The 19,035-nt window shown below is 68.8% G+C and carries 16 protein-coding genes, 1 tRNA gene and 1 pseudogene; 7 read left to right on the forward strand and 11 right to left on the reverse strand.

Annotation, left to right across the window (positions count from 1 at the left end):
• Window position 1 precedes the first annotated feature (1 nt).
• Complete coding sequence (locus tag M2165_RS16735; RefSeq protein WP_280815721.1) at window positions 2-1,177, reverse strand: UxaA family hydrolase; 1,176 nt, start codon at window positions 1,175-1,177, stop codon at window positions 2-4.
• A 54-nt stretch (window positions 1,178-1,231) separates the two neighbouring features.
• The gene (locus M2165_RS16740; RefSeq protein WP_280815722.1) at window positions 1,232-1,513 is read right to left on the reverse strand and encodes a UxaA family hydrolase; all 282 of its coding nucleotides are present in this window, start codon (window positions 1,511-1,513) and stop codon (window positions 1,232-1,234) included.
• A gap of 117 nt (window positions 1,514-1,630) precedes the next feature.
• Here M2165_RS16740 and M2165_RS16745 point away from each other — a divergent pair, with 117 nt between their 5' ends.
• A complete protein-coding gene (locus M2165_RS16745) occupies window positions 1,631-2,410 on the forward strand; it encodes a GntR family transcriptional regulator (protein ID WP_280815723.1) in 780 nt (259 codons plus the stop codon).
• A 9-nt stretch (window positions 2,411-2,419) separates the two neighbouring features.
• Here the strand turns inward: M2165_RS16745 and M2165_RS16750 are convergent, their stop codons facing one another.
• Entirely contained in the window at window positions 2,420-3,355 is a 936-nt protein-coding gene (locus tag M2165_RS16750) for a LysR family transcriptional regulator (RefSeq protein ID WP_280815724.1), read from the reverse strand.
• Between the two features lie 89 nt (window positions 3,356-3,444).
• Between M2165_RS16750 and M2165_RS16755 the strand changes: the two are divergent.
• From M2165_RS16755 to M2165_RS16765, 3 genes and pseudogenes are all read left to right on the forward strand, one after another.
• Window positions 3,445-6,385 (forward strand): annotated as a pseudogene (locus M2165_RS16755) (molybdopterin oxidoreductase family protein).
• Between the two features lie 47 nt (window positions 6,386-6,432).
• Window positions 6,433-7,245 (forward strand): 4Fe-4S dicluster domain-containing protein, encoded by an 813-nt coding sequence (locus M2165_RS16760; protein WP_280817561.1) that lies wholly within the window; start codon window positions 6,433-6,435, stop codon window positions 7,243-7,245.
• 4 nt (window positions 7,246-7,249) lie between these two features.
• Complete coding sequence (locus M2165_RS16765) at window positions 7,250-8,182, forward strand: DmsC/YnfH family molybdoenzyme membrane anchor subunit (RefSeq protein WP_280815725.1); 933 nt, start codon at window positions 7,250-7,252, stop codon at window positions 8,180-8,182.
• Window positions 8,183-8,186: 4 nt separating this feature from the next.
• On the opposite strand, the gene M2165_RS16770 is transcribed toward M2165_RS16765, so the two are convergent.
• Window positions 8,187-9,116 (reverse strand): SMP-30/gluconolactonase/LRE family protein, encoded by a 930-nt coding sequence (locus M2165_RS16770; protein WP_280815726.1) that lies wholly within the window; start codon window positions 9,114-9,116, stop codon window positions 8,187-8,189.
• Window positions 9,117-9,224: 108 nt separating this feature from the next.
• On the opposite strand from M2165_RS16770, the gene M2165_RS16775 reads away from it, so the two are divergent.
• The 3 genes from M2165_RS16775 (at window position 9,225) to M2165_RS16785 (ending at window position 11,208) form a co-directional block, all read left to right on the forward strand.
• Complete coding sequence (locus tag M2165_RS16775; RefSeq protein ID WP_280815727.1) at window positions 9,225-9,887, forward strand: alpha/beta hydrolase; 663 nt, start codon at window positions 9,225-9,227, stop codon at window positions 9,885-9,887.
• On the forward strand, window positions 9,884-10,201 hold the full coding sequence (locus M2165_RS16780; RefSeq protein WP_280815728.1) for a hypothetical protein: 318 nt from the start codon (window positions 9,884-9,886) through the stop codon (window positions 10,199-10,201). Before M2165_RS16775 ends, M2165_RS16780 begins: the two co-directional genes overlap by 4 nt.
• Window positions 10,202-10,287: 86 nt before the next feature.
• Window positions 10,288-11,208: an NAD(P)-dependent oxidoreductase gene (locus M2165_RS16785; protein WP_280815729.1), complete on the forward strand. Its 921-nt coding sequence runs from the start codon at window positions 10,288-10,290 to the stop codon at window positions 11,206-11,208.
• Window positions 11,209-11,211: 3 nt separating this feature from the next.
• Here the strand turns inward: M2165_RS16785 and M2165_RS16790 are convergent, their stop codons facing one another.
• The 7 genes from M2165_RS16790 to M2165_RS16820 all read right to left on the reverse strand — a co-directional run bounded on the left by M2165_RS16790 (window position 11,212) and on the right by M2165_RS16820 (window position 18,818).
• On the reverse strand, window positions 11,212-12,177 hold the full coding sequence (locus M2165_RS16790) for a bifunctional enoyl-CoA hydratase/phosphate acetyltransferase (protein ID WP_280815730.1): 966 nt from the start codon (window positions 12,175-12,177) through the stop codon (window positions 11,212-11,214).
• 115 nt (window positions 12,178-12,292) lie between these two features.
• A tRNA-Thr gene (locus M2165_RS16795) sits at window positions 12,293-12,368 on the reverse strand.
• A 25-nt stretch (window positions 12,369-12,393) separates the two neighbouring features.
• On the reverse strand, window positions 12,394-13,410 hold the full coding sequence (locus M2165_RS16800; protein ID WP_280815731.1) for a class 1 fructose-bisphosphatase: 1,017 nt from the start codon (window positions 13,408-13,410) through the stop codon (window positions 12,394-12,396).
• A 22-nt stretch (window positions 13,411-13,432) separates the two neighbouring features.
• Window positions 13,433-16,129, reverse strand: a complete 2,697-nt coding sequence (gene pepN, locus M2165_RS16805) for an aminopeptidase N (protein WP_280815732.1) — start codon at window positions 16,127-16,129, stop codon at window positions 13,433-13,435.
• Window positions 16,113-16,787, reverse strand: coding sequence for an HAD family phosphatase (locus M2165_RS16810; RefSeq protein ID WP_280815733.1), 675 nt, complete (start codon window positions 16,785-16,787; stop codon window positions 16,113-16,115). The genes pepN and M2165_RS16810 overlap by 17 nt, the downstream gene beginning before the upstream one ends.
• A protein-coding gene (gene prfB, locus M2165_RS16815) for a peptide chain release factor 2 (RefSeq protein WP_280815734.1) occupies window positions 16,787-17,891 on the reverse strand; the annotation gives its coding sequence in 2 pieces (ribosomal slippage) (window positions 16,787-17,809 and window positions 17,811-17,891; 1,104 coding nt in all). The genes M2165_RS16810 and prfB overlap by 1 nt, the downstream gene beginning before the upstream one ends.
• Before the next feature lie 108 nt (window positions 17,892-17,999).
• Complete coding sequence (locus M2165_RS16820) at window positions 18,000-18,818, reverse strand: MetQ/NlpA family ABC transporter substrate-binding protein (protein ID WP_280815735.1); 819 nt, start codon at window positions 18,816-18,818, stop codon at window positions 18,000-18,002.
• Between the last annotated feature and the right edge of the window lie 217 nt (window positions 18,819-19,035).

Below are 19,035 nucleotides of genomic sequence, written 5' to 3' on the forward strand. Positions count from 1 at the left end.
CTCAGGCCGATTCGTAGAGCCGCGTCAGCACGAACTCGCGATGGCCCAGCGCCTCGGCCGCGGTGAGCCGGCCGTTGGCGGTGCGCAGCATGCACTCGAGCAACCGGTCGCCAGCCTGGTCGAGCGTGATCTCGCGCTGCAGCAGGCCCGAGGTGTCGACGTCGATGTGCTCGCTCATCAGCCGCACGGTGCGCGGGTTGGCGCAGATCTTGATGACCGGCAGGATCGGGTTGCCGATCACGTTGCCCTGGCCCGTGGGGAAGAAGTGCACCGCATAGCCCGAGGCCGCGCACAGCGTCACCATCTCGGCCGCCGCGCTCGATGAGTCCATGAACCACAGGCCCGGGCCGGTGGGCACCTCGGCCTTGTCGAGCACGCCGTCGACCATGCACTTCTTGCCGATCTTCTGGATGTTGCCGAGCGCCTTTTCCTCGATGGTGGTGAGGCCGCCCGCGATGTTGCCCTTGGTGGGCTGCGAGTCCGACAGGTCGCTGGTCTTATGGCGGTTGATCATGTCCTGGTAGCGGTTGAACATGAACATGAAGCGCTCCTTCACGTCGGGCGTGCGGCAGCGCTCGGCCACGATGCGTTCGCCGCCCGTGATCTCGGAGGTTTCGCCGAAGACCAGCGTGTTGCCGGTCTCGTAGAGCTTGTCGAAGGCGTTGCCCACGGTGGGATTGGAGCCGCAGCCCGAGGTGGTGTCGCTCTCGCCGCACTTGGTCGAGACCCAGAGCTCGCCGATGGCGCAGACCTCGCGCTGCTTCTCGCTGGCCCACTGCACGTACTTGCGCGCGGCCTTCGACGCCTTCATGATCGTCTCGTGGTCGCCGTGGCCCTCGATGCCGAAGCCCACCACCGGCTTGCCGGTGGCGGCGATGCCGTCGACCACCTTCTTCGTCCAGCCGTCCTCGATGCCGATCACCACCACCGCCGCCACGTTCGGGTTGCAGCCGGTGCCGATCAGGGTGCGGAAGTGCAGTTCGAGGTCGGCGCCGAACTGCAGCCGGCCATAGGGATGCGGGATCGCGAGCGTGCCCTTGATGTTGTGCGCCACGGCCTCGGCCGCGGCATTGGACAGGTCGTCGAGCGGCAGCACGATCACGTGGTTGCGCACGCCGACGCGGCCGTTTTCGCGGCGGTAGCCGAGGAAGGTGGTGTCGTTGGAAATGGCGGACATGGCTTTTCTCTCAGGGTTCGGTTCGTGGGGAGGGGAGGGAGGGCGTGCGGCGGGTTACCAGCGCTTGGTCTTGATGTTCTGCACGTGGGCGTGCTCGCCGGCCTTGATCGGTGCGACCACGCGGCCCATGTCGATGCCGTACTTCCACACCGTGTCGCCCGGTGACATGTCCTTGAGCGCGACCTTGTGGCCGATCGGGATGTCCTGGCGCGCGTCCACGCTGGTCATCTTGTCCTCGTCCATGATCCAGCCGTTGAGCGCCATGCCGGCCTTCACGCCCTCGACCACCACGACGGCCACGGTGTCGCGCGCGTCGTGCAATACGAAATGAATCATCGCTCTTGTCTCCTGTTGATGTGGGGGTGCGGGCAGTGTCGGGCGGCCCTTTTCCGAGAGTCAAACGGGTCATCTAGATGACTTGAAGGACCTCGGCCCCACCCACACAATCGCGCCATGCCTCGCCCAGCGCCTGCCCCCGCCGCCTGCGGCTTCGCGCCGATATCGCCCGATGCGGCGGGCGCGCCGCTGTACCGCGCGGTCAAGCGCGCGCTGCTGCAGGCCATCGAGTCGGGGCGCTGCCCGGCCGGCGCGGCGCTGCCGAGCGAGGCCGAGCTGGCCGCGGCCTTCGGCGTGTCGATCGGCACGCTGCGCCATGCCACCGACGACCTCGTGGCCGAGCACATCCTCGTGCGGCGGCAGGGCAGGGGAACCTTCGTCGCGGTGCACAACGCCGACCGCTTCATGTTCCAGTTCTTCCACGTCGAACGCGGCGACGGGCTCCGGCAGGCGCCGCAGGTCGAGCTCGTGGCCTACGAGCGCGTGCGCATGGAGGAAGAGCCCGCGCAGGCGCTGGGCCTGAGGACGGGCGAACCCGCGATCCAGATCGACAACCGGCTGCTGCTGCAGGGGCGCGCGGTGATCCACGACCGGCTCACGCTGCCCGCGCTGCTGTTCAAGGGCCTGACCGAGAAGCGCTTCCGCGAGCGCGCGAGCACCATCTACCACCTCTACCAGACCGAGTTCGGCATCACGGTGACGCGCGCCAGCGAGCGCACGCGCGCGGTGATCGCCGACCGGCAGGCGGTGCGCATGCTCGGCGTCGCGCCGGGCGCGGCCGTGATGCAGGTGCGGCGCACCGCGTTGAGCTTCGGCGACAAGCCGGTGGAGTACCGCGTCTCGACCATCAACACGGCGCACCACGAGTACGTGCAGCTGCTGTCGCGCCCGGCCTGAGCGCGGGCTTCAGGGCAGCGGTGCGACGGCCCCGCGCGGCACGCTCGCGCCGCAGTGGCGCAGGAAATCGGTGGTCGCGCGGCCGAGCAGCTTGTCGCGGTGCATCACGGTGGCGAGCCTGCGGGTGCCGGCGGGCAGCTTGGTGCGCAGCTCGATCAGGTGGCCGTCCTCGAGCGCCTGCGCGACCGTGTAGCGCGAGAGGCAGGCCAGGCCGGTGCCGGAGGCCACCACGCGCTTGATCGCCTCGGTGCTGCCGAGCTCGAAGCCCACGTGCACCTGCTCGAGGTTCTGGATCAGCCAGGCGTCGGTGACCTGCCGCGTGCCCGAGCCGTGCTCGCGCAGCACCCAGGTGGCCTGCGACAGCTGCCGGTGCGTGGCGACGCGGCCCGCGAGCGGATGGCCGGGTGCGGCCACGATCACGAGCTCGTCGGTGCGCCAGGCGCGCACCACGAGGTCGGGGTGGGTCTGCGGCCCCTCGATGAAGCCCACGTCCACGTCGAAGCGCGCGACCGCGTCGATCACGTCGCGCGTGTTGGCGATGTGCAGGTGCACCTGGCTCTGCGGATGCAGCGCGGTCCATTGCGAGACGCGCTCGGGCAGCAGGTACTCGCCGATGGTGAAGCTGGCCGCCACGCGCAGCGGCGCCGCATGTTCGCCGCTGAAGAGCGCCTGCACCTCGGTGGCCTGGTCGAGCAGCGCCTGCGCCTTGGGCAGCAGCGCGCGGCCGTTCTCGTTGAGTGCCAGCCGTCGGCCGATGCGGTCGAAGAGCAGCGCGCCGACCGAGGCCTCGAGGTCGGCCAGCGCGCTGCTCGCGGCCGACTGCGAGCGCGCGATGCGGTCGGCCGCGGCGCGCGTGCTGCCCTCGCGCGCGGTGGCGACGAAGACTTCGAGCTGGCGCAGGTTGAGGCGCAGGCGGCTGGTGGGCTGATCTGGTTTTCCGGTCATCGTAAGCAATATTCTGCGCTTTTCCGTTCGATCGATGCTGCCTACGATTGGCTGCGCCACGCCTGAAAACAAAAGAAGGAGCGCCACCCGTGTTCAGCTTCCTGTCCCGCGAGCCCGTGCACGATCCGCTGGCGGCGCCCACGCCGACCGACCAGACCGAGGTCAAGACCACCACCTGCTACATGTGCGCCTGCCGCTGCGGCATCCGCGTGCACCTGCGCGAGGGCGAGCACGGGCCGGAGGTGCGCTACATCGACGGCAACCCCGCGCATCCGCTCAACAAGGGCGTGATCTGCGCCAAGGGCTCGTCGGGCATCATGAAGCAGGTCTCGCCCGCGCGGCTCACGCAGCCGCTCTTGCGCAAGCCCGGCAGCGAACGCGGTGCCGGCGAGTTCGAACCGATCAGCTGGGAGCGCGCGTTCGAATTGCTGACCGAGCGGCTCGCGAAGATCCGGGCCACCGACCCGAAGAGGTTCGCGCTCTTCACCGGGCGCGACCAGATGCAGGCGCTCACGGGCCTGTTCGCGCGCCAGTTCGGCACGCCCAACTACGCGGCGCACGGCGGCTTCTGCTCGGTCAACATGGCGGCCGGCATGATCTACACCGTGGGCGGCAGCTTCTGGGAGTTCGGCGGGCCCGACCTCGACCGCGCCAAGCTGTTCGTGATGATCGGCACCGCCGAGGACCACCACAGCAACCCGATGAAGATCGCGCTCGGCAAGTTCAAGCGCGAGGGCGGGCGCTTCATCTCGATCAATCCGGTGCGCACCGGCTATTCGGCGATTGCCGACGAATGGATCCCGATCAAGCCCGGCACCGACGGCGCGCTCTTCATGGCGCTGCTGCACGAACTGATCGCGGCGAACCTGATCGACCATGCCTTCCTGAAGCGCTTCACCAACGCGCCGCAGCTCGTGGTGCTCGACGAGGGCGAGCGCGAGGGCCTGTTCGCCTTCGATCCCGAGCGCGGTCCGCCGGGCGACGGGCGCAACCCGCACAACAAGCTGATCTGGGACCGCGCCGACGGCACCGCCAAGCCGGCCTACCCCGAAGGCATCGGCGAATGGTGCGATCCCGCGCTCGAAGGCCACTACACGCTGGCCGACGGCACGCGCGTGGCGCCTTCGTTCCAGCTGCTGCGCGAGCGCGTGGCGAGCTGCACGCCGGAATGGGCCGAGGCGATCACGGGCATCGATGCCGCGCGCATCCGCAAGCTCGCGCGCGAGATGGGCGAGACCGCGCTGCAGCAGGCCTTCGAGCTGCCGATCCCCTGGACCGACGCCTGGGGCAAGCAGCATGCGACCACGCAGGCGCGGCCCGTGGCCTTCCATGCGATGCGCGGGCTGGCGGCGCATTCCAACGGCTTCCAGACCGTGCGCGCGCTCGCGGTGCTGATGAGCGTGCTCGGCACCATCGACGCGCCGGGCGGCTTCCGCCACAAGGCGCCGTACCCGCGCCACATCGTGCCCAACTACCGGGCCTTCAACGACCCCGGCATGATCCAGCCGAACACGCCGCTCAATGCCGCGCCGCTGGGCTTTCCGGCCAGCCCGGACGAGCTGGCGATCAACCCCGACGGCTCGCCGATCCGCATCGACCATGCGTTCTCGTGGGAGCATCCGCTGTCGGCGCACGGGCTGATGCACAACGTGATCACCAACGCCGTGAAAGGCGACCCGTACCGCATCGACACGCTGCTGATCTTCATGGCCAACATGGCCTGGAACTCGAGCATGAACACCACGGCGGTGCGCGAGATGCTCAACCGCAAGGACGAGGCGGGCGAGTACATGATCCCCTTCCTCGTGGTCTGCGACGCCTTCCAGAGCGAGACCGTGGCTTTCGCCGACCTGGTGCTGCCCGACACCACCTACCTCGAGCGGCACGACGTGATGAGCATGCTCGACCGGCCGATCTCGGAGTTCGACGGGCCGGTCGATTCGGTGCGCATCCCGGTGGTGCCGCCGACGGGGCAGTGCAAGCCCTTCCAGGAGGTGCTGATCGAGCTCGCCTCGCGGCTCCGGCTTCCGGCCTTCACCACGCCCGAGGGCGGCCGCAGGTTCGCCGACTATCCCGACTTCGTCGTCAACTTCCAGCCGCAGCCCGGCATCGGCTTCCTGATGGGCTGGCGCGGCAAGGACGGCACCGAGCACCTGCGCGGCGAGCCCAATCCGAAGCAGTGGGAGGCTTATGCGCAGAACAACTGCGTGTTCCAGTACCACATGCCCGAGGCCATGCACTACATGCGCAACTGGAACCGCGCCTACCTCGACTTCGCGAAGGACAAGGGCTGGCGACAGCGCAACGACCGCGGTGCAGCTCGCGCTCTACTCCGACACGCTTCAGAGCTTCCGCCTCGCGGCCCAGGGCAAGACCCCCGGGCGCCAACCCCCCGAGGCCCTGCGCGAGCGCATCGCCACCTACTTCGATCCGCTGCCTTTCTGGTATCCGCCGCTCGAAGAGGCATCGACCGACCTCGCGGCCTTTCCGCTCAACGCGATCACCCAGCGGCCGATGGCGATGTACCACTCCTGGGATTCGCAGAACGCGTGGCTGCGGCAGATCCACAGCCACAACTACCTGCATGTGAACCCCGCCACCGCCACCGCCGCGGGCATCGCGGACGGCGGCTGGTGCTGGGTCGAGAGCCAGTGGGGCCGCGTGCGCTGCATGCTGCGCTACAGCGAGGCGGTCGAGCCCGGCACCGTGTGGACCTGGAACGCGATCGGCAAGGCCGACGGCGCCTGGCAGCTCGCGCCTGGCGCGGACGAGGCGCGCAAGGGCTTCCTGCTCAACCACCTGATCAGCGAGGAGCTGCCGTGCGCGGGCACCGCGAGCGGCCGCATCAGCAACTCCGATCCGGTCACCGGACAGGCGGGCTGGTACGACGTGCGCGTGCGCATCCGGCCGGCCGAACCCGGCGAGCCCGAAGAGAGCTTTCCGCAGTTCGCGCGCATGCCGGCGGCGCCGGGCGTGCTCGGCAAGGCGGCGAACGTGGTGGCGTATTTCGCGGGGAGGGCGAAGAAATGATGCAGTGGTTGAAGGATCTGCTCGCGAGTGCCGCGCAGCCGTTGCCCATGCCGGAAGCCGCCGGTGCCTTTCTCCCTCCCCCGCTGGGGGAGGGCGGGGGTGGGGGCCGCGGGGATGCCACCGGGCGCACGGCCACTTCGAAGGCTGCCGTGCCCCCACCCCCACCCTCCCCCAGCGGGGGAGGGGGCAAGACGGTGCGGGCGGAATCGGGCGAAACGCTTGCGAAGCAGCTCGCGCTGGTCATCGATCTCAACGTCTGCGTCGGCTGCCATGCCTGCGTGACCTCGTGCAAGCAATGGAACACCTCGGGCAGCGCCGGGCCGCTGGCCGATGCGCGGCCCTATGGCGCCAATCCCACCGGCACCTTCTTCAACCGCGTGCAGACCTTCGAGGCCGGCGCCTTTCCGTCGACCGACACCGTCCACTTTCCGAAGAGCTGCCTGCACTGCGAAGACCCGCCCTGCGTGCCGGTGTGCCCCACGGGCGCGAGCTACAAGCGCAAGGAGGACGGTATCGTGCTGGTCGACTACGACAAGTGCATCGGCTGCAAGTACTGCGCCTGGGCCTGCCCCTACGGCGCGCGCGAGCTTGACGAGGAGCGCCAGGTCATGACCAAGTGCACGCTATGCGTCGATCGCATCTACGACGAGCAGTTGCCGAAGGAAGACCGCAAGCCCGCCTGCGTCAAGGCCTGCCCGACCGGTGCGCGGCTGTTCGGCGACGTGAAGGACCCCGCCTCGGAAGTCTCGCAGGCGATCCGCGAACGCGGCGGCTATGCGCTGATGCCCGAGTGGGAGACCCGCCCCGCCAACCGCTACCTGCCGCGGCGCGTCACGCCGTCGGCCGCGCAGGAGGACTGAGCGCATGCATCCCGCGTTCTCGATCCTCTTCTTCACCACGCTGGCGGGCGCCGCCCAGGGGCTGGTGGTGGCGCTCGCGCTCGCGGCCCTGTTCGGGCTCGAACTCGCGCCCGGCTTCCAGCGCGACGCGCTCGCCGTCGCCGAAGTGCTGCTGGTCGCGGGGCTTGCCGCCTCGTTCATGCACCTCGGGCGCAAGATGCGCGCCTGGCGCGCGGTGCTGATGTGGCGCACCTCGTGGATGTCGCGCGAGGTGATCGTGCTGCCGGCCTTCATCGCGCTCGTGGCCGCCTGGTGGCTGGCGCTGCGCTTCGGTGCCGGCGGGCCGTGGTCGTGGCTGCTGCCGCTGCTGCTGGTGGCCGGCGCACTCGCGCTCTGGTACTGCACCGCGATGATCTACGCCTGCCTGCGCTTCATCGAGGAATGGGCGCATCCGCTCACGGTGCTCAACTTCACGCTGATCGGGCTCTCGTCGGGCCTGGTGCTCGCCTGCGCGATGGCCGCGGCGGCGGGGGAGGCGCGTTTCGTGCAACTGTTCGGTCCCTGGGCGCTCGCGGTCACGCTCGGCGCCTGGGCCGCGCGCGTGCAGGCGCTGCGGCGCAACGCGGGGCTGCGCCACCGCTCCAGCCTGCAGTCGGCGACCGGCATCCGCAGCGAACGGTTGGTGCAGAAGTCGATGGGCATGTCGGCCGGGGCCTTCAACACGCGCGAGTTCTTCCACGGCGCTTCGTTGCTGGCGCTCAGGAACGTCAGGCTCGGCTTTCTGCTGCTGGCCTTCGCGCTGCCTTCGCTGCTGCTGGTGGGAGGCATCGCCACCGCCGCGGCATGGCCCTGGCTGCTCGCGGTGCTGGTGCAGGCGCCCGGGCTGCTGGCCGAGCGCTGGTTCTTCTTCGCGCAGGCCCGGCATCCGCAGAACCTGTACTACCAGGTGGTGTCCTGAGCCTTCAGGCCTGAGCGTGCAGGCGCAGCCCCGGCGTGGGCCAGTCGTCGATCGCGATCAGCCGCCCGCTGCCCGAGAGCGTGACGTAGGCCGTGCGCATGTCGCGCCCGCCAAAGCAGATGTTGGTGGTGTAGCGGTCGGGCAGCGGCACGTGTTCGCAGCTGCTGCCGTCGGGCGCGACGATGGTGATGCCGCCGTGCAGCAGCGTCGCCACGCAGAGGTTGCCAAGCGCATCGGCCGCCATCGAATCGAAGCGCTGGTAGTGCCCGCCCGGTGAAGCGCAGAGCATGCGTCCGCCATGCGGCGAGGGCCAGCCGTCCTTGCGCACGCGGCCCGGCGCGGTGACGTCGAAGGCCCAGAGCCGCGCGCCCTCGGTCTCGGCGTAGTAGAGCGTGCGGCCGTCGGGCGAGAGCGCGATGCCGTTGGGCGTCATCACCGGCCGCGCCACTGCATGCGCGCCGCTGCCGTCGGCCAGGCCGTAGAACACGCCGCCGCGGTCCATGTCGCGCTCGCGCACCTTGCCGAGGTCGGTGAAGTAGAAGCCGCCGTGTTCGTCGAACACCAGGTCGTTGGGCCCGCGCAGCGGCGCGCCGTCGACGCTCTCGAAGAGCCGCTCGGCGCGGCCGGTGGCGAGGTTCACGCGCTCGATGCGGCCGCCCGAATAGTCGTCGGCCTGGCCCACGGGGCGCTGGCAGCCGTCGGCTTCAGTGTGCCAGCGGAAGCCGCCGTTGTTGCAGACGTACACCGCGCCGTCCGGCCCCATCGCCGCGCCGTTCGGTCCGCCGCCGAGGTCGGCCACCACCTGCACCAGCCCGTCGTGCCGCACACGCGTGAGCGTGCCGCGCGCGATCTCGACCAGCAGCACCGAGCCGTCGTCCATGGCGACGGGGCCTTCGGGGAACTGCAGGCCGGTGGCGAGTTCGCGGAACTTCATCGGGTGTCTCCTTCGATGGGGGCGGTGTGAACGGCGCGTGCGCGTTCATTGTGCGGGCACGGCCCCGAAGCGACAATCCGGCGCTCGGATCGATCGAGGAGCAGGCAGATGGCGAGATTCGTTCTGGTGCCGGGCGGCTGGCATGGCGGCTGGGCTTTCGATGCGGTGGGGCAGGTGCTGCGCGGCGCGGGCCACGACGTGCAGGCGCTCACGCTCTCGGGGCTGGGCGACGACAGGCCTGCGCACGGCGCCCTCAATCTCGCGACGCACATCGGCGAGGTGGTCGAGGCGCTGGCGGCGGGCGATGCGCCCTCGGTGCTCGTCGGCCATTCGTATGCGGGCATGGTCATCACCGGCGCGGCCGACCGGCTGCCGTCGCGCGTCGACACGATCGTCTATGCCGACGCCTATGTGCCCGCGCACGGCGAATCGCTGTGGTCGCTCACGAGCCAGAGCTACCGCGACCGCTTCATCGCGGGCGTGGCCGCCGACGGCCTGAACTGCGCCGCGCCGGGACATCTCGACCAGCGATGCCGGCCGCATCCGATCGCGACCTTTCTGCAGGCCGTCACGTTGACCGGCGATTGGCGGCAGGTGCGCCACAAGGTCTATGTCGCGGCACTGGGCTGGGAGGGGAGCCCCTTCCTCGCGCTGTACGAGCGGCTGCGGCGCGACCCTGCATGGGAGACGCACGGTCTCGACTGCGCGCACGACATTCCGCGGCTGGCACCGGAGGCGTTCGGGAAGATTCTGCTGAGCGGTGTGCCATGAGACTGGCCTGGTTCGCCGCCGTGGGTGCGTTGGCCCTGTCCGTGCATGCGGCCAACTACCCATGCTCGGGGCGCAAGGGTGGCGTCGCCCATTGCAACGGCGAATTGTTCGTCTGCAACGACGGCTCGATCAGCGGGTCCAAAAAGAGCTGCGCCGCCGAGATGGGTGGTGCGGCGCGTGCGTTTGCGCCGCCTGCCGCGCGCAGCCCGGGCGACACGGAATGCAGTTGCCGCTCGGGGCGGATCTGCGTGGGGCCGCGCGGCGGCGAGTACTGCCTCAGCGACAGCGGTGCGAAGAGCTACCGCCGCAAGTGATCGGCGACATCGATCTGCTTGCGGCTGGCCGAGAATCGAGGCTGCTTCCAAAGCGACTGCTATATCAATTCCCAGGGATCTGCTTCATGACCACTCTTGCTTCCACGCCCCGCACCGTCGCCATCATCGGCGTCGGCATGATGGGCAGCGCCATCGCGCAGCGCTTTCTCGACTGCGGCCATTCGGTGCGGCTGCACACGCGCAGCCCCGACAAGCTCAAGCCGCTGGTCGAGCGCGGCGGTGTCGCCGCGGCCACGGCCGCCGAGGCGGCGCGCGGCTGCGAATTCGTCATCACCTGCCTCAATTCCGCCGAGATCGTCGAGCAGGCGGTGTTCGGCGCGGACGGCGCGGCCGCTTCGATGGAGCGTTCGGCGGTGCTGATCGACATGTCGTCGATCAACCCGCCCGCCACGCGCCGCCTTGCGCAGATGCTCGAGGAGCGCTGCGGTGCCGCCTGGGTGGACGCGCCCCTGTCGGGCGGCGCGCCGAAGGCGCTGATCGGCAAGCTCACGGTGATGGCGGGCGGCACTGCCGAAGCGGTGGCGCATGCCCATGAACTGATGCGCGACCTGTGCGCCAACTACACGCACATGGGCCCGTCGGGCGCCGGCCAGACCACCAAGCTCGTGAACCAGGTGCTGTGCGCGCTGAACAACCAGGCGGTGGCCGAGGCGGTGCGCCTGGCCGAAGCCGGCGGGGTCGACGCGCGCAAGCTGCCCGCCGCCCTGGCCGGCGGCCGGGCCGACAGCGCGGCGCTGCAGGAGTTCGGCCCGCAGATGGCCGCGCGCGAGGCGCCGCCCACGGGCGCGATGCGCAACATGGTCAAGGACATGGAGGGCGTGCAGGCGCTGGCGCATGCCAGCCGCCTGGCGCTGCCGCTGTCGAGCACGGTGGCGGACCTGCTGCGCACCTTCGTGGCGGCGGGCCTGGGCGATGCGCAGGTGGCGGAGCTGATGCTGCAGTTCGACGGCTTCCAGCGTCCCGCGCGCGAACAGACCCGCGCCTGAGCCTCAGCCGACGGCCTTGATCCGCCGTTCGCGCCCCGCCTTCGCGAGCATCGACGCGACCGCGCACGATGCGAGCCGCGCCGCTTCGGAATCGGCGCGGCTCGTGAGGATCACCGGCACCTTCGTGCCGAGCACGATGCCGGCCGCACAGGCGTTGCCGAGGAAGGTGAGGCTCTTCGCGAGCATGTTGCCCGCGTCGAGGTCCGGCACGATCAGCACGTTGGCGCGGCCCGCCACCGGCGAGACGATGCCCTTGATGCGCGCGGCCTCGGGGTCGATGGCGTTGTCCATCGCCAGCGGGCCGTCGAGTTCGGCGCCGGTGATCTGGCCGCGGTCGGCCATCTTGCAGAGCGCGGCCGCGTCGAGCGTGGAGGGCACCTTGGTGTTCACCGTCTCGGTGGCAGAGAGGATGGCCACGCGCACGGCCGGCATCTGCAGCGCATGCGCGAGGTCGATCGCGTTCTGCACGATGTCGACCTTCTCGTCGAGCGTGGGCGCGATGTTGATCGCAGCGTCCGAAATGATCAGCGGCTGCGGATGGCCGGGCACGTCCATCACGAAGCAATGGCTGATGCGGCGCGAGGTGCGCAGCCCGTCGTCGCGGCGCACCACCGCCCCCATGAGTTCGTCGGTGTGCAGGCTGCCCTTCATCAGCGCATCGACTTCGCCGCGCAGGGCCATGGCGACGGCGGCATCGGCGGCAGCGTGGCTGTGGGGGGTATCGACGATGGCGATGCCCTCGAGGTCGGCCCCCGCTTCCCCGGCCGCGGCTTCGATCCTTTCGCGCGGGCCGACCAGCGTGGGCGCGATCAGGCCCATGGCGGCCGAGGCGAGCGCGGCCTCGATCGCGAGCGCGTTGGCGGGGTGGACCACGGCGACGCGCAGCGGCGGCAGCGCGCGGGCCGCGGCGATCAGCCGGTCGTAATGCGGGTGCGCGCCCTCAGGCTGGTGTGAGGATGAAATCGCCATGCGGGCTCCGAGGAATGATGGTTCGATGGAGTTTGCAATAGCCGACCGCTCGCGCGGATCGGAAGGCTTAACGAAAAAGCCCCGCTATCAAAAAAATAGCGGGGCTTTCGATTTTTGGTGCCGGAGAGATGAATCGAACACCCGACCTTCTCATTACGAATGAGCTGCTCTACCGACTGAGCTACACCGGCGAAGCCTCAGATTATAGCCAAGAAATCAAGGCTTCTCGGCGTGGTACCTGGTCAGGCGCTCGACTTCGTTTCGCGAACCCAACATCACGCTCACGCGCTCGTGCAGCTTGGCGGGCTTCAGTTCGAGGATGCGCTGCTTGCCGTTGGTGGCCGCGCCGCCGGCCTGTTCGACCAGCCAGCTCATCGGATTGGCCTCGTACATCAGGCGCAGCTTGCCGGCCTTTTCGGGCTCGCGCTTGTCCCAGGGGTACATGAAGACGCCGCCGCGCATCAGGATGCGGTGCACGTCGGCCACCATGCTGGCGATCCAGCGCATGTTGAAGTCCTTGCCGCGCGGGCCTTCCTTGCCGGCCAGGCATTCGTCGATGTAGCGCTTCACGGGTTCGTCCCAGTGGCGCATGTTGCTCATGTTGATCGCGAATTCCTTGGTGTCGGCCGGGATCTGGATGTCTTCCTGCGTGAGCACGAAGCTGCCCTGCTCGCGGTCGAGCGTGAACATGGCGACGCCGTTGCCCACGGTGAGCACCAGCGTGGTCTGCGGGCCGTAAATGCAGTAGCCGGCCGCCACCTGCTGGGTGCCGGGCTGCAGGAAGTCGGCCTCCTGCACGCCGGGCGTGTCGTCCGGCTTCTTGAGCACGCTGAAGATGGTGCCGATGCTCACGTTCACGTCGATGTTGCTGCTGCCGTCGAGCGGGTCGAACATCAGCAGGTACTCGCCCTGGGGATAGCGGTTGGGCACCACGTAGATGCTGTCCATCTCCTCGCTGGCCATGGCCGCGAGGTGGCCGCCCCATTCGTTGGCCTCGATCAGCACCTCGTTGGCGATGATGTCGAGCTTCTTCTGGATCTCGCCCTGCACGTTCTCGCTCTCGGCCGTGCCCAGCACGCCGCCGAGCGCGCCCTTGTTGACGGCCTGGCTGATGCTCTTGCAGGCGCGGGCCACCACTTCGAGCAGCAGCCGCAGCTGGCCGGGGATGAGGCCGTCGGCGCGCTGCTGTTCGACGAGGTAGCGGGTGAGGGAGATCTTCTGTTGTTGAGCCATATGCTTTCTGTGTTCGGTTGCTTCAGTTCCCGGCCAATGCACGCGTCACGACCTCGTGCGTGTCCTTGCTCAGGTCGGGCTTGGCCGCCACGCGGGCGATCGCCTCGCGTGCGGCGCTGCGGTAGGGCTCGGCGAGCTTGCTCCAGCGGTCGAGCGCGCGCGCGAGGCGGGCGGCCACCTGCGGGTTGATCGCGTCGAGCTCGATCACGCGCTCGCTCCAGAACACGTAGCCGGCGGCATCGGGGCGGTGGAAGGCGCCCGGGTTCGCGCTGCAGTAGCTGAAGATCACGCTGCGCGCGCGGTTCGGGTTCTTGAGCGAGAAGTCGGGGTGCTTCATGAGCTGCTTGACCACCGGCAGGATGTCGCCGCCGCGGTCGGGGGCGCCGGCCTGCAGCGAGAACCACTTGTCGATGACCAGCGCCTCGTCCTTGAAGATCGCATGGAAGCGCGCGAGCGCCTGGCCCGCGAGGCTGTGGCCCGAGGACACGAGCGCGTTGAGCGCATTGAAGCGGTCGGTCATGTTGCCCGCGTCCTTGAAGCGCTGCAGCGTCTTGCCCGGCCACACGGTGTCGCCCGAGGCGCGCGCCGCGAGGCACAGGAAGTTGAGCGCCATGCCCGCGAGCGCGCGGCGGCCCGAGGAGGTCGGGTCGGGCGTGTAGGCGCCGGTGTCATGGTGCGCTTCGTAGGCCCACTGCCAGTCGGCGAAGAGGGCGGTCGCGAGCTGGGCGCGCATGGCCTCGCGCACCAGGTGCACGCGCTGCGGATCGACCACGTCGAGCTGTTCGGCGATGTAGGTCTCCGACGGCAGCGTGAGCACCAGCTCCTTGAAGGCGGCGTCGAGCTGCGGATGGCGCAGCACGCTGCGCATCGCCTCGAGGTAGGCCTCGTCGAGCACCGGCGTGGTGTCGGTCGCGACCGCGGCAATGCCGCGCAGCGCGGCGCGCAGGCCGAGGCGCTGGCCGGCTTCCCAGCGGTTGAAGGGGTCGGGGTCGTTGGCCAGCAGCGTGAGCAGCTGCGCGTCGCTGTACTCGAAATCGAGGATCACGGGCGCGCTGAAGCCGCGCAGGATCGAGGGCACGGGCTCGGCATCGAGCCCGGTGAAGGTGATCTGCTCGCCCGCGCGCGAGAGCACCACGGTGCGCGTGCCCTGCGTCGCTTCGGCCTCGCCTTCGAGCTGCACCGGCAGTTCGCGCCCGTTCGCATCGAGCAGGCCGATGTTGACGGGGATGACGAAGGGCTCCTTGGTCGGCTGCCCCGGCGTGGGCGGGCAGCTCTGCACCACGCTCAGGGTGTAGCTGCGGTTCTGCGCGTCGTACACGCCGTGCGCAGCGAGGCGCGGCGTGCCGGCCTGGCTGTACCAGCGCTTGAACTGCGGCAGCAGGCGCGCGAGTTCCGAATCGGGATTCGCGTCGGCGATCGCCTGCGCGAAGTCGTCGCAGGTCACGGCCTGGCCGTCGTGGCGCTCGAAGTAGAGCGTGATGCCCTTCTCGAAGCCCTTGCGGCCGACCAGCGTCTGCATCATGCGCACCACCTCGGCACCCTTCTCGTAGATGGTGACGGTGTAGAAGTTGCTGATCTCGATGTAGCTGTCGGGCCGCACCGGGTGGGCCATCGGGCCCGCGTCCTCGGGGAACTGGGCGGTGCGCAGCACGCGCACGTCCTCGATGCGCTTGACGGCGCGCGCCGAGGCGTCGGCGCAGAGGTCCTGGCTGAACTCCTGGTCGCGGAAGACCGTGAGGCCTTCCTTGAGCGACAGCTGGAACCAGTCGCGGCAGGTCACGCGGTCGCCGCTCCAGTTGTGGAAGTACTCGTGGCCGACCACGCTCTCGATGTTGCTGTAGTCGGCGTCGGTGGCGGTGGCCTGGTTGGCCAGGACGTACTTCGTGTTGAAGATGTTCAGGCCCTTGTTCTCCATCGCGCCCATGTTGAAGTCGCTGGTGGCGACGATCATGAAGCGGTCGAGGTCCAGCGGCAGGCCGAAGCGCGCCTCGTCCCAAAGCACCGAGTTGATCAGCGAGTTCATCGCATGCTCGGTCTTGTCGAGGTCGCCGGCGCGCACGTACACCTGCAGCAGGTGCTCGCGGCCGTTGCGCGCCTTGATGCGCTGCTCGCGCGCCACCAGCTTGCCCGCGACGAGCGCGAACAGGTAGCTGGGCTTGCGGAACGGGTCGACCCATTTCGCGAAGTGGCGGCCCTCGGGCAGTTCGCCCTGCTCGACGAGGTTGCCGTTCGACAGCAGCACCGGGTAGGCGGCCTTGGCGGCGCGCAGCGTGACGGTGTAGGTCGACATCACGTCGGGCCGGTCGAGGAAGTAGGTGATGCGGCGGAAGCCCTCGGCCTCGCACTGCGTGAAGAAGGTGTCCTCGCTCACGAACAGGCCCATGAGCTTGGTGTTCTTGACCGGGCAGCAGGTGGTGAAGATCTCGAGCTCGAAGCTGTCGGGCAGGCCGTCGATCACGAGCTGGTCGCCTTCCATGCGGAACGAGGCACCCTGGCCGTTCACGAGCACGCGCGCGAGGTTGAGCTCGTCGCCGTCGAGGCGCAGCGGCTGCGCGGGCACCTCGGGATTGCGGCGCAGCTGCATGCGGTTGAGCACGCGCGTCTTGGCGGGGTCGAGGTCGAAGGTCAGGTCGACGGTGTCGATCCAGAAGGCCGGGGCGGCATAGTCTTCGCGGCGAATGGCAATGGGTTGCCCTTGGGCGTCACGCTGCAGCAGCATCGAGGGTCTCCAGAAAATTCGAATGGGCGAGTTCGTGGTAGTCGCGAACCGCGGCGATCACATGGGGTCCGGCGAGTTCGGCGGCGGAATGGGTGCTGCACACGGCCACGGCATGCATGCCGCCGCGGCGCGCGGCCTCGATGCCGAAGGGCGCATCTTCGAAGACGATGCAGCGTTCGGGCGCCACGCCGATGCGGCGTGCGGCTTCGAGGAAGATCTCGGGCGTGGGCTTGCCGGCGAAGCCTTCGTCGCCGCCCACGATCGCGAGCGGCAGCGGGTCCATCTTGAGGCGCGACATCGCGAACTCGATGTTGTGCCGGTCGCCGGCCGTGCCCACCGCCACCTTCAGGCCGCGCGCGACGGCGGCCCTGGCGAAGGCGCCGAAACCCGCGACCTCGGCGAAGTTGTCGCTGAACAGGGCGCGGTAGATCTCTTCCTTCTCGTGCACCAGGGCCTGGCATTCGGCATCGGACAGCGGCCGGGCGAACAGCTCGCGCATGCACTCGGCGCCGGTGCGGCCCGTGGTGCGCGCGAGGATGTCGCTCACGTCGAGCGCGAGCCCGTGGCGCGCCACGAACTCGACCCACGACCGCGCATGCCAGGGCATGGAGTCGATCATGGTGCCGTCCATGTCGAAGATCAGCGCTTCGGCCTTCATCAGACGCCTTGCTTGAGCGAGGCTTCGATGAACACGTCGAGGTCGCCGTCGAGCACCTTCTGGGTGGCCGAGACTTCGACGTTGGTGCGCAGGTCCTTGATGCGGCTGTTGTCGAGCACGTAGCTGCGGATCTGGTGGCCCCAGCCGACGTCGGTCTTGCTGTCCTCGAGCTTCTGCTGCTCTTCCATGCGCTTGCGCATCTCGAAGTCGTACAGGCGCGAGCGCAGGCGCTTCCAGGCCACGTCGCGGTTGCTGTGCTGGCTGCGGCCGTCCTGGCACTGCACCACGATCCCGGTCGGGATGTGCGTCAGGCGCACCGCGGAGTCGGTCTTGTTGATGTGCTGGCCGCCTGCGCCGCTGGCGCGGAAGGTGTCGGTGCGCACGTCGGCCGGGTTGATCTCGATCTCGATCGAGTCGTCGATTTCCGGGTACACGAAGATGCTCGCGAAGCTGGTGTGGCGCCCGCCCGAGGAGTCGAACGGCGACTTGCGCACCAGGCGGTGCACGCCGGTCTCGGTGCGCAGCAGGCCGAAGGCGTACTCGCCCTCGACCTTGATGGTCGCGCTCTTGATGCCGGCCGTGTCGCCCGGGGTCTCGTCCTCGAGCTGGGTCTTGAAGCCCTTGCGCTCGGCGTACTTGGTGTACTGGCGCAGCAGCATGCTGGCCCAGTCGCAGGCCTCGGTGCCGCCGGCGCCGGCCTGGATGTCGACGAAGGCGTTGAGCGGATCGGCCGGGTTGTTGAACATCCGGCGGAATTCGAGCTGCTTGATGTCGGCTTCGAGCAGGGCGGCGTCATCGGCGATGGCCTGCAGGCCGTCGACGTCGCCTTCCTCCTTCGACATTTCGTAGAGCTCGGTGTTGTCCGAGAGCCCGCTGGTGAGCCGGTCGAGCGTGACGACGACATCGTCGAGCGACTTCTTTTCCTTGCCCAGCTCCTGGGCCTTCTTGGGGTCGTTCCAGACGTTGGGATCTTCGAGCGATGCGTTGACCGTCCTCAGACGTTCGGCCTTGGCATCGTAGTCAAAGATACCTCCGTAAATCAGCCGTGCGGGCGCTCAGGTCCGCAAGCGTTGCGCCGATCTGGTTGATTTGTTCTGCGTCCATGGGGTGTCCTGATCTGTTCGGGGGAAACCGGGCATTTTCTCATGCCCCGTCGCCCGCCCGCAGATCGGCGCGGATTGCGCCTTCCCCCGGGCAGGGGAAGGACCATCCTCAGAACGCGGGGATCAGCGAGCCGTTGAACTTCTCCTCGATGAAGCGCTTGACCTCGGGCGACTGGTAGGCTGCCACGAGGCGCTTGGCCCAGGGCTTGTCCTTGTCGGCGCGGCGCACGGCGATCAGGTTGGCGTAGGGACCCTTGGCGCCCTCCCTGATCACCGCGTCCTTCGCCAGCGAGAGGCCGGCCTTCTCGGCGTAGTCGTTGTTGATCGCGGCGATCGTCAGGTCGTCGAGGGAGCGCGGCAGCTGCGCGGCGTCGAGCGGCACCAGCTTGAGCTTCCTGGGGTTGCCCACCACGTCGAACGGCGTGGCGGTGTTGTTCCTCACCGCCTCGGGCTTCAGCGTGACGAGCCCGGCCGACTGCAGCAGCAGCAGGGCGCGGTTGCCGTTCGACGGATCGTTCTGGATGCCGACCGCGGCGCCGTCGGGCAATTGGGCAATGTCCTTGATCTTGCGCGAGTAGAAGCCCAGCGGCGCGGTGATCGTGAGGCCGACGGGCACGATGTCGAAGCCCCGGGCCTTGTTCTGGTTGTCGAGGAAGGGCTGGTGCTGGAAGGCGTTCGCATCGAGGTCGCCCGCAGCCAGCGCGGCATTCGGCAGCTGGTAGTCGTTGAAAACCACCACCTGGATGTTCAGGCCGTCGCGCGCGGCCACCTTCCTGACGACCTCGAAGATCTGTTCGCCGTTGCCGACCGAGACGCCGACCTTGATGTTGTTCTTGTCGGCACCCTGTGCGAAGGCGCTGCCGCCGGCGAGGAGGGCGGTGGCCAGCGTGGCGAGGACAAGGGTGCGGCGGTGGAGAGCGGAGTGCATGGTGTGACGGAAAGCGGAAGAAAAAAGGAGGCGCGACTGTGGCAGGGCCGCCGCCGTTTGGGAACGAACGAATGCGCATATGGATATGGGCGATATGGGGCCTGCCGTCCGCTCGTAAAAAGTCTTATGCGTTTTCATGCATAAGCAAGCGCCGATTTGTTCGTTCCCTTTTGCTGCCTTTGTTTACATACTCGGCACCCTTTGCGAACTTCGCGGC

This window comes from Variovorax sp. TBS-050B, assembly GCF_029893635.1.
Lineage (GTDB): Bacteria > Pseudomonadota > Gammaproteobacteria > Burkholderiales > Burkholderiaceae_C > Variovorax.

Coding starts and splice junctions, on each gene's coding strand:
- M2165_RS16735 (WP_280815721.1), bottom strand. CDS start 1,177: ATGTCCGCCATTTCCAACGACACCACCTTCCTCGGCTACCGCCGCGAA.
- M2165_RS16740 (WP_280815722.1), bottom strand. CDS start 1,513: ATGATTCATTTCGTATTGCACGACGCGCGCGACACCGTGGCCGTCGTG.
- M2165_RS16745 (WP_280815723.1), top strand. CDS start 1,631: ATGCCTCGCCCAGCGCCTGCCCCCGCCGCCTGCGGCTTCGCGCCGATA.
- M2165_RS16750 (WP_280815724.1), bottom strand. CDS start 3,355: ATGACCGGAAAACCAGATCAGCCCACCAGCCGCCTGCGCCTCAACCTG.
- M2165_RS16760 (WP_280817561.1), top strand. CDS start 6,433: ATGCCGGAAGCCGCCGGTGCCTTTCTCCCTCCCCCGCTGGGGGAGGGC.
- M2165_RS16765 (WP_280815725.1), top strand. CDS start 7,250: ATGCATCCCGCGTTCTCGATCCTCTTCTTCACCACGCTGGCGGGCGCC.
- M2165_RS16770 (WP_280815726.1), bottom strand. CDS start 9,116: ATGAAGTTCCGCGAACTCGCCACCGGCCTGCAGTTCCCCGAAGGCCCC.
- M2165_RS16775 (WP_280815727.1), top strand. CDS start 9,225: ATGGCGAGATTCGTTCTGGTGCCGGGCGGCTGGCATGGCGGCTGGGCT.
- M2165_RS16780 (WP_280815728.1), top strand. CDS start 9,884: ATGAGACTGGCCTGGTTCGCCGCCGTGGGTGCGTTGGCCCTGTCCGTG.
- M2165_RS16785 (WP_280815729.1), top strand. CDS start 10,288: ATGACCACTCTTGCTTCCACGCCCCGCACCGTCGCCATCATCGGCGTC.
- M2165_RS16790 (WP_280815730.1), bottom strand. CDS start 12,177: ATGGCGATTTCATCCTCACACCAGCCTGAGGGCGCGCACCCGCATTAC.
- M2165_RS16800 (WP_280815731.1), bottom strand. CDS start 13,410: ATGGCTCAACAACAGAAGATCTCCCTCACCCGCTACCTCGTCGAACAG.
- pepN (WP_280815732.1), bottom strand. CDS start 16,129: ATGCTGCTGCAGCGTGACGCCCAAGGGCAACCCATTGCCATTCGCCGC.
- M2165_RS16810 (WP_280815733.1), bottom strand. CDS start 16,787: ATGAAGGCCGAAGCGCTGATCTTCGACATGGACGGCACCATGATCGAC.
- M2165_RS16820 (WP_280815735.1), bottom strand. CDS start 18,818: ATGCACTCCGCTCTCCACCGCCGCACCCTTGTCCTCGCCACGCTGGCC.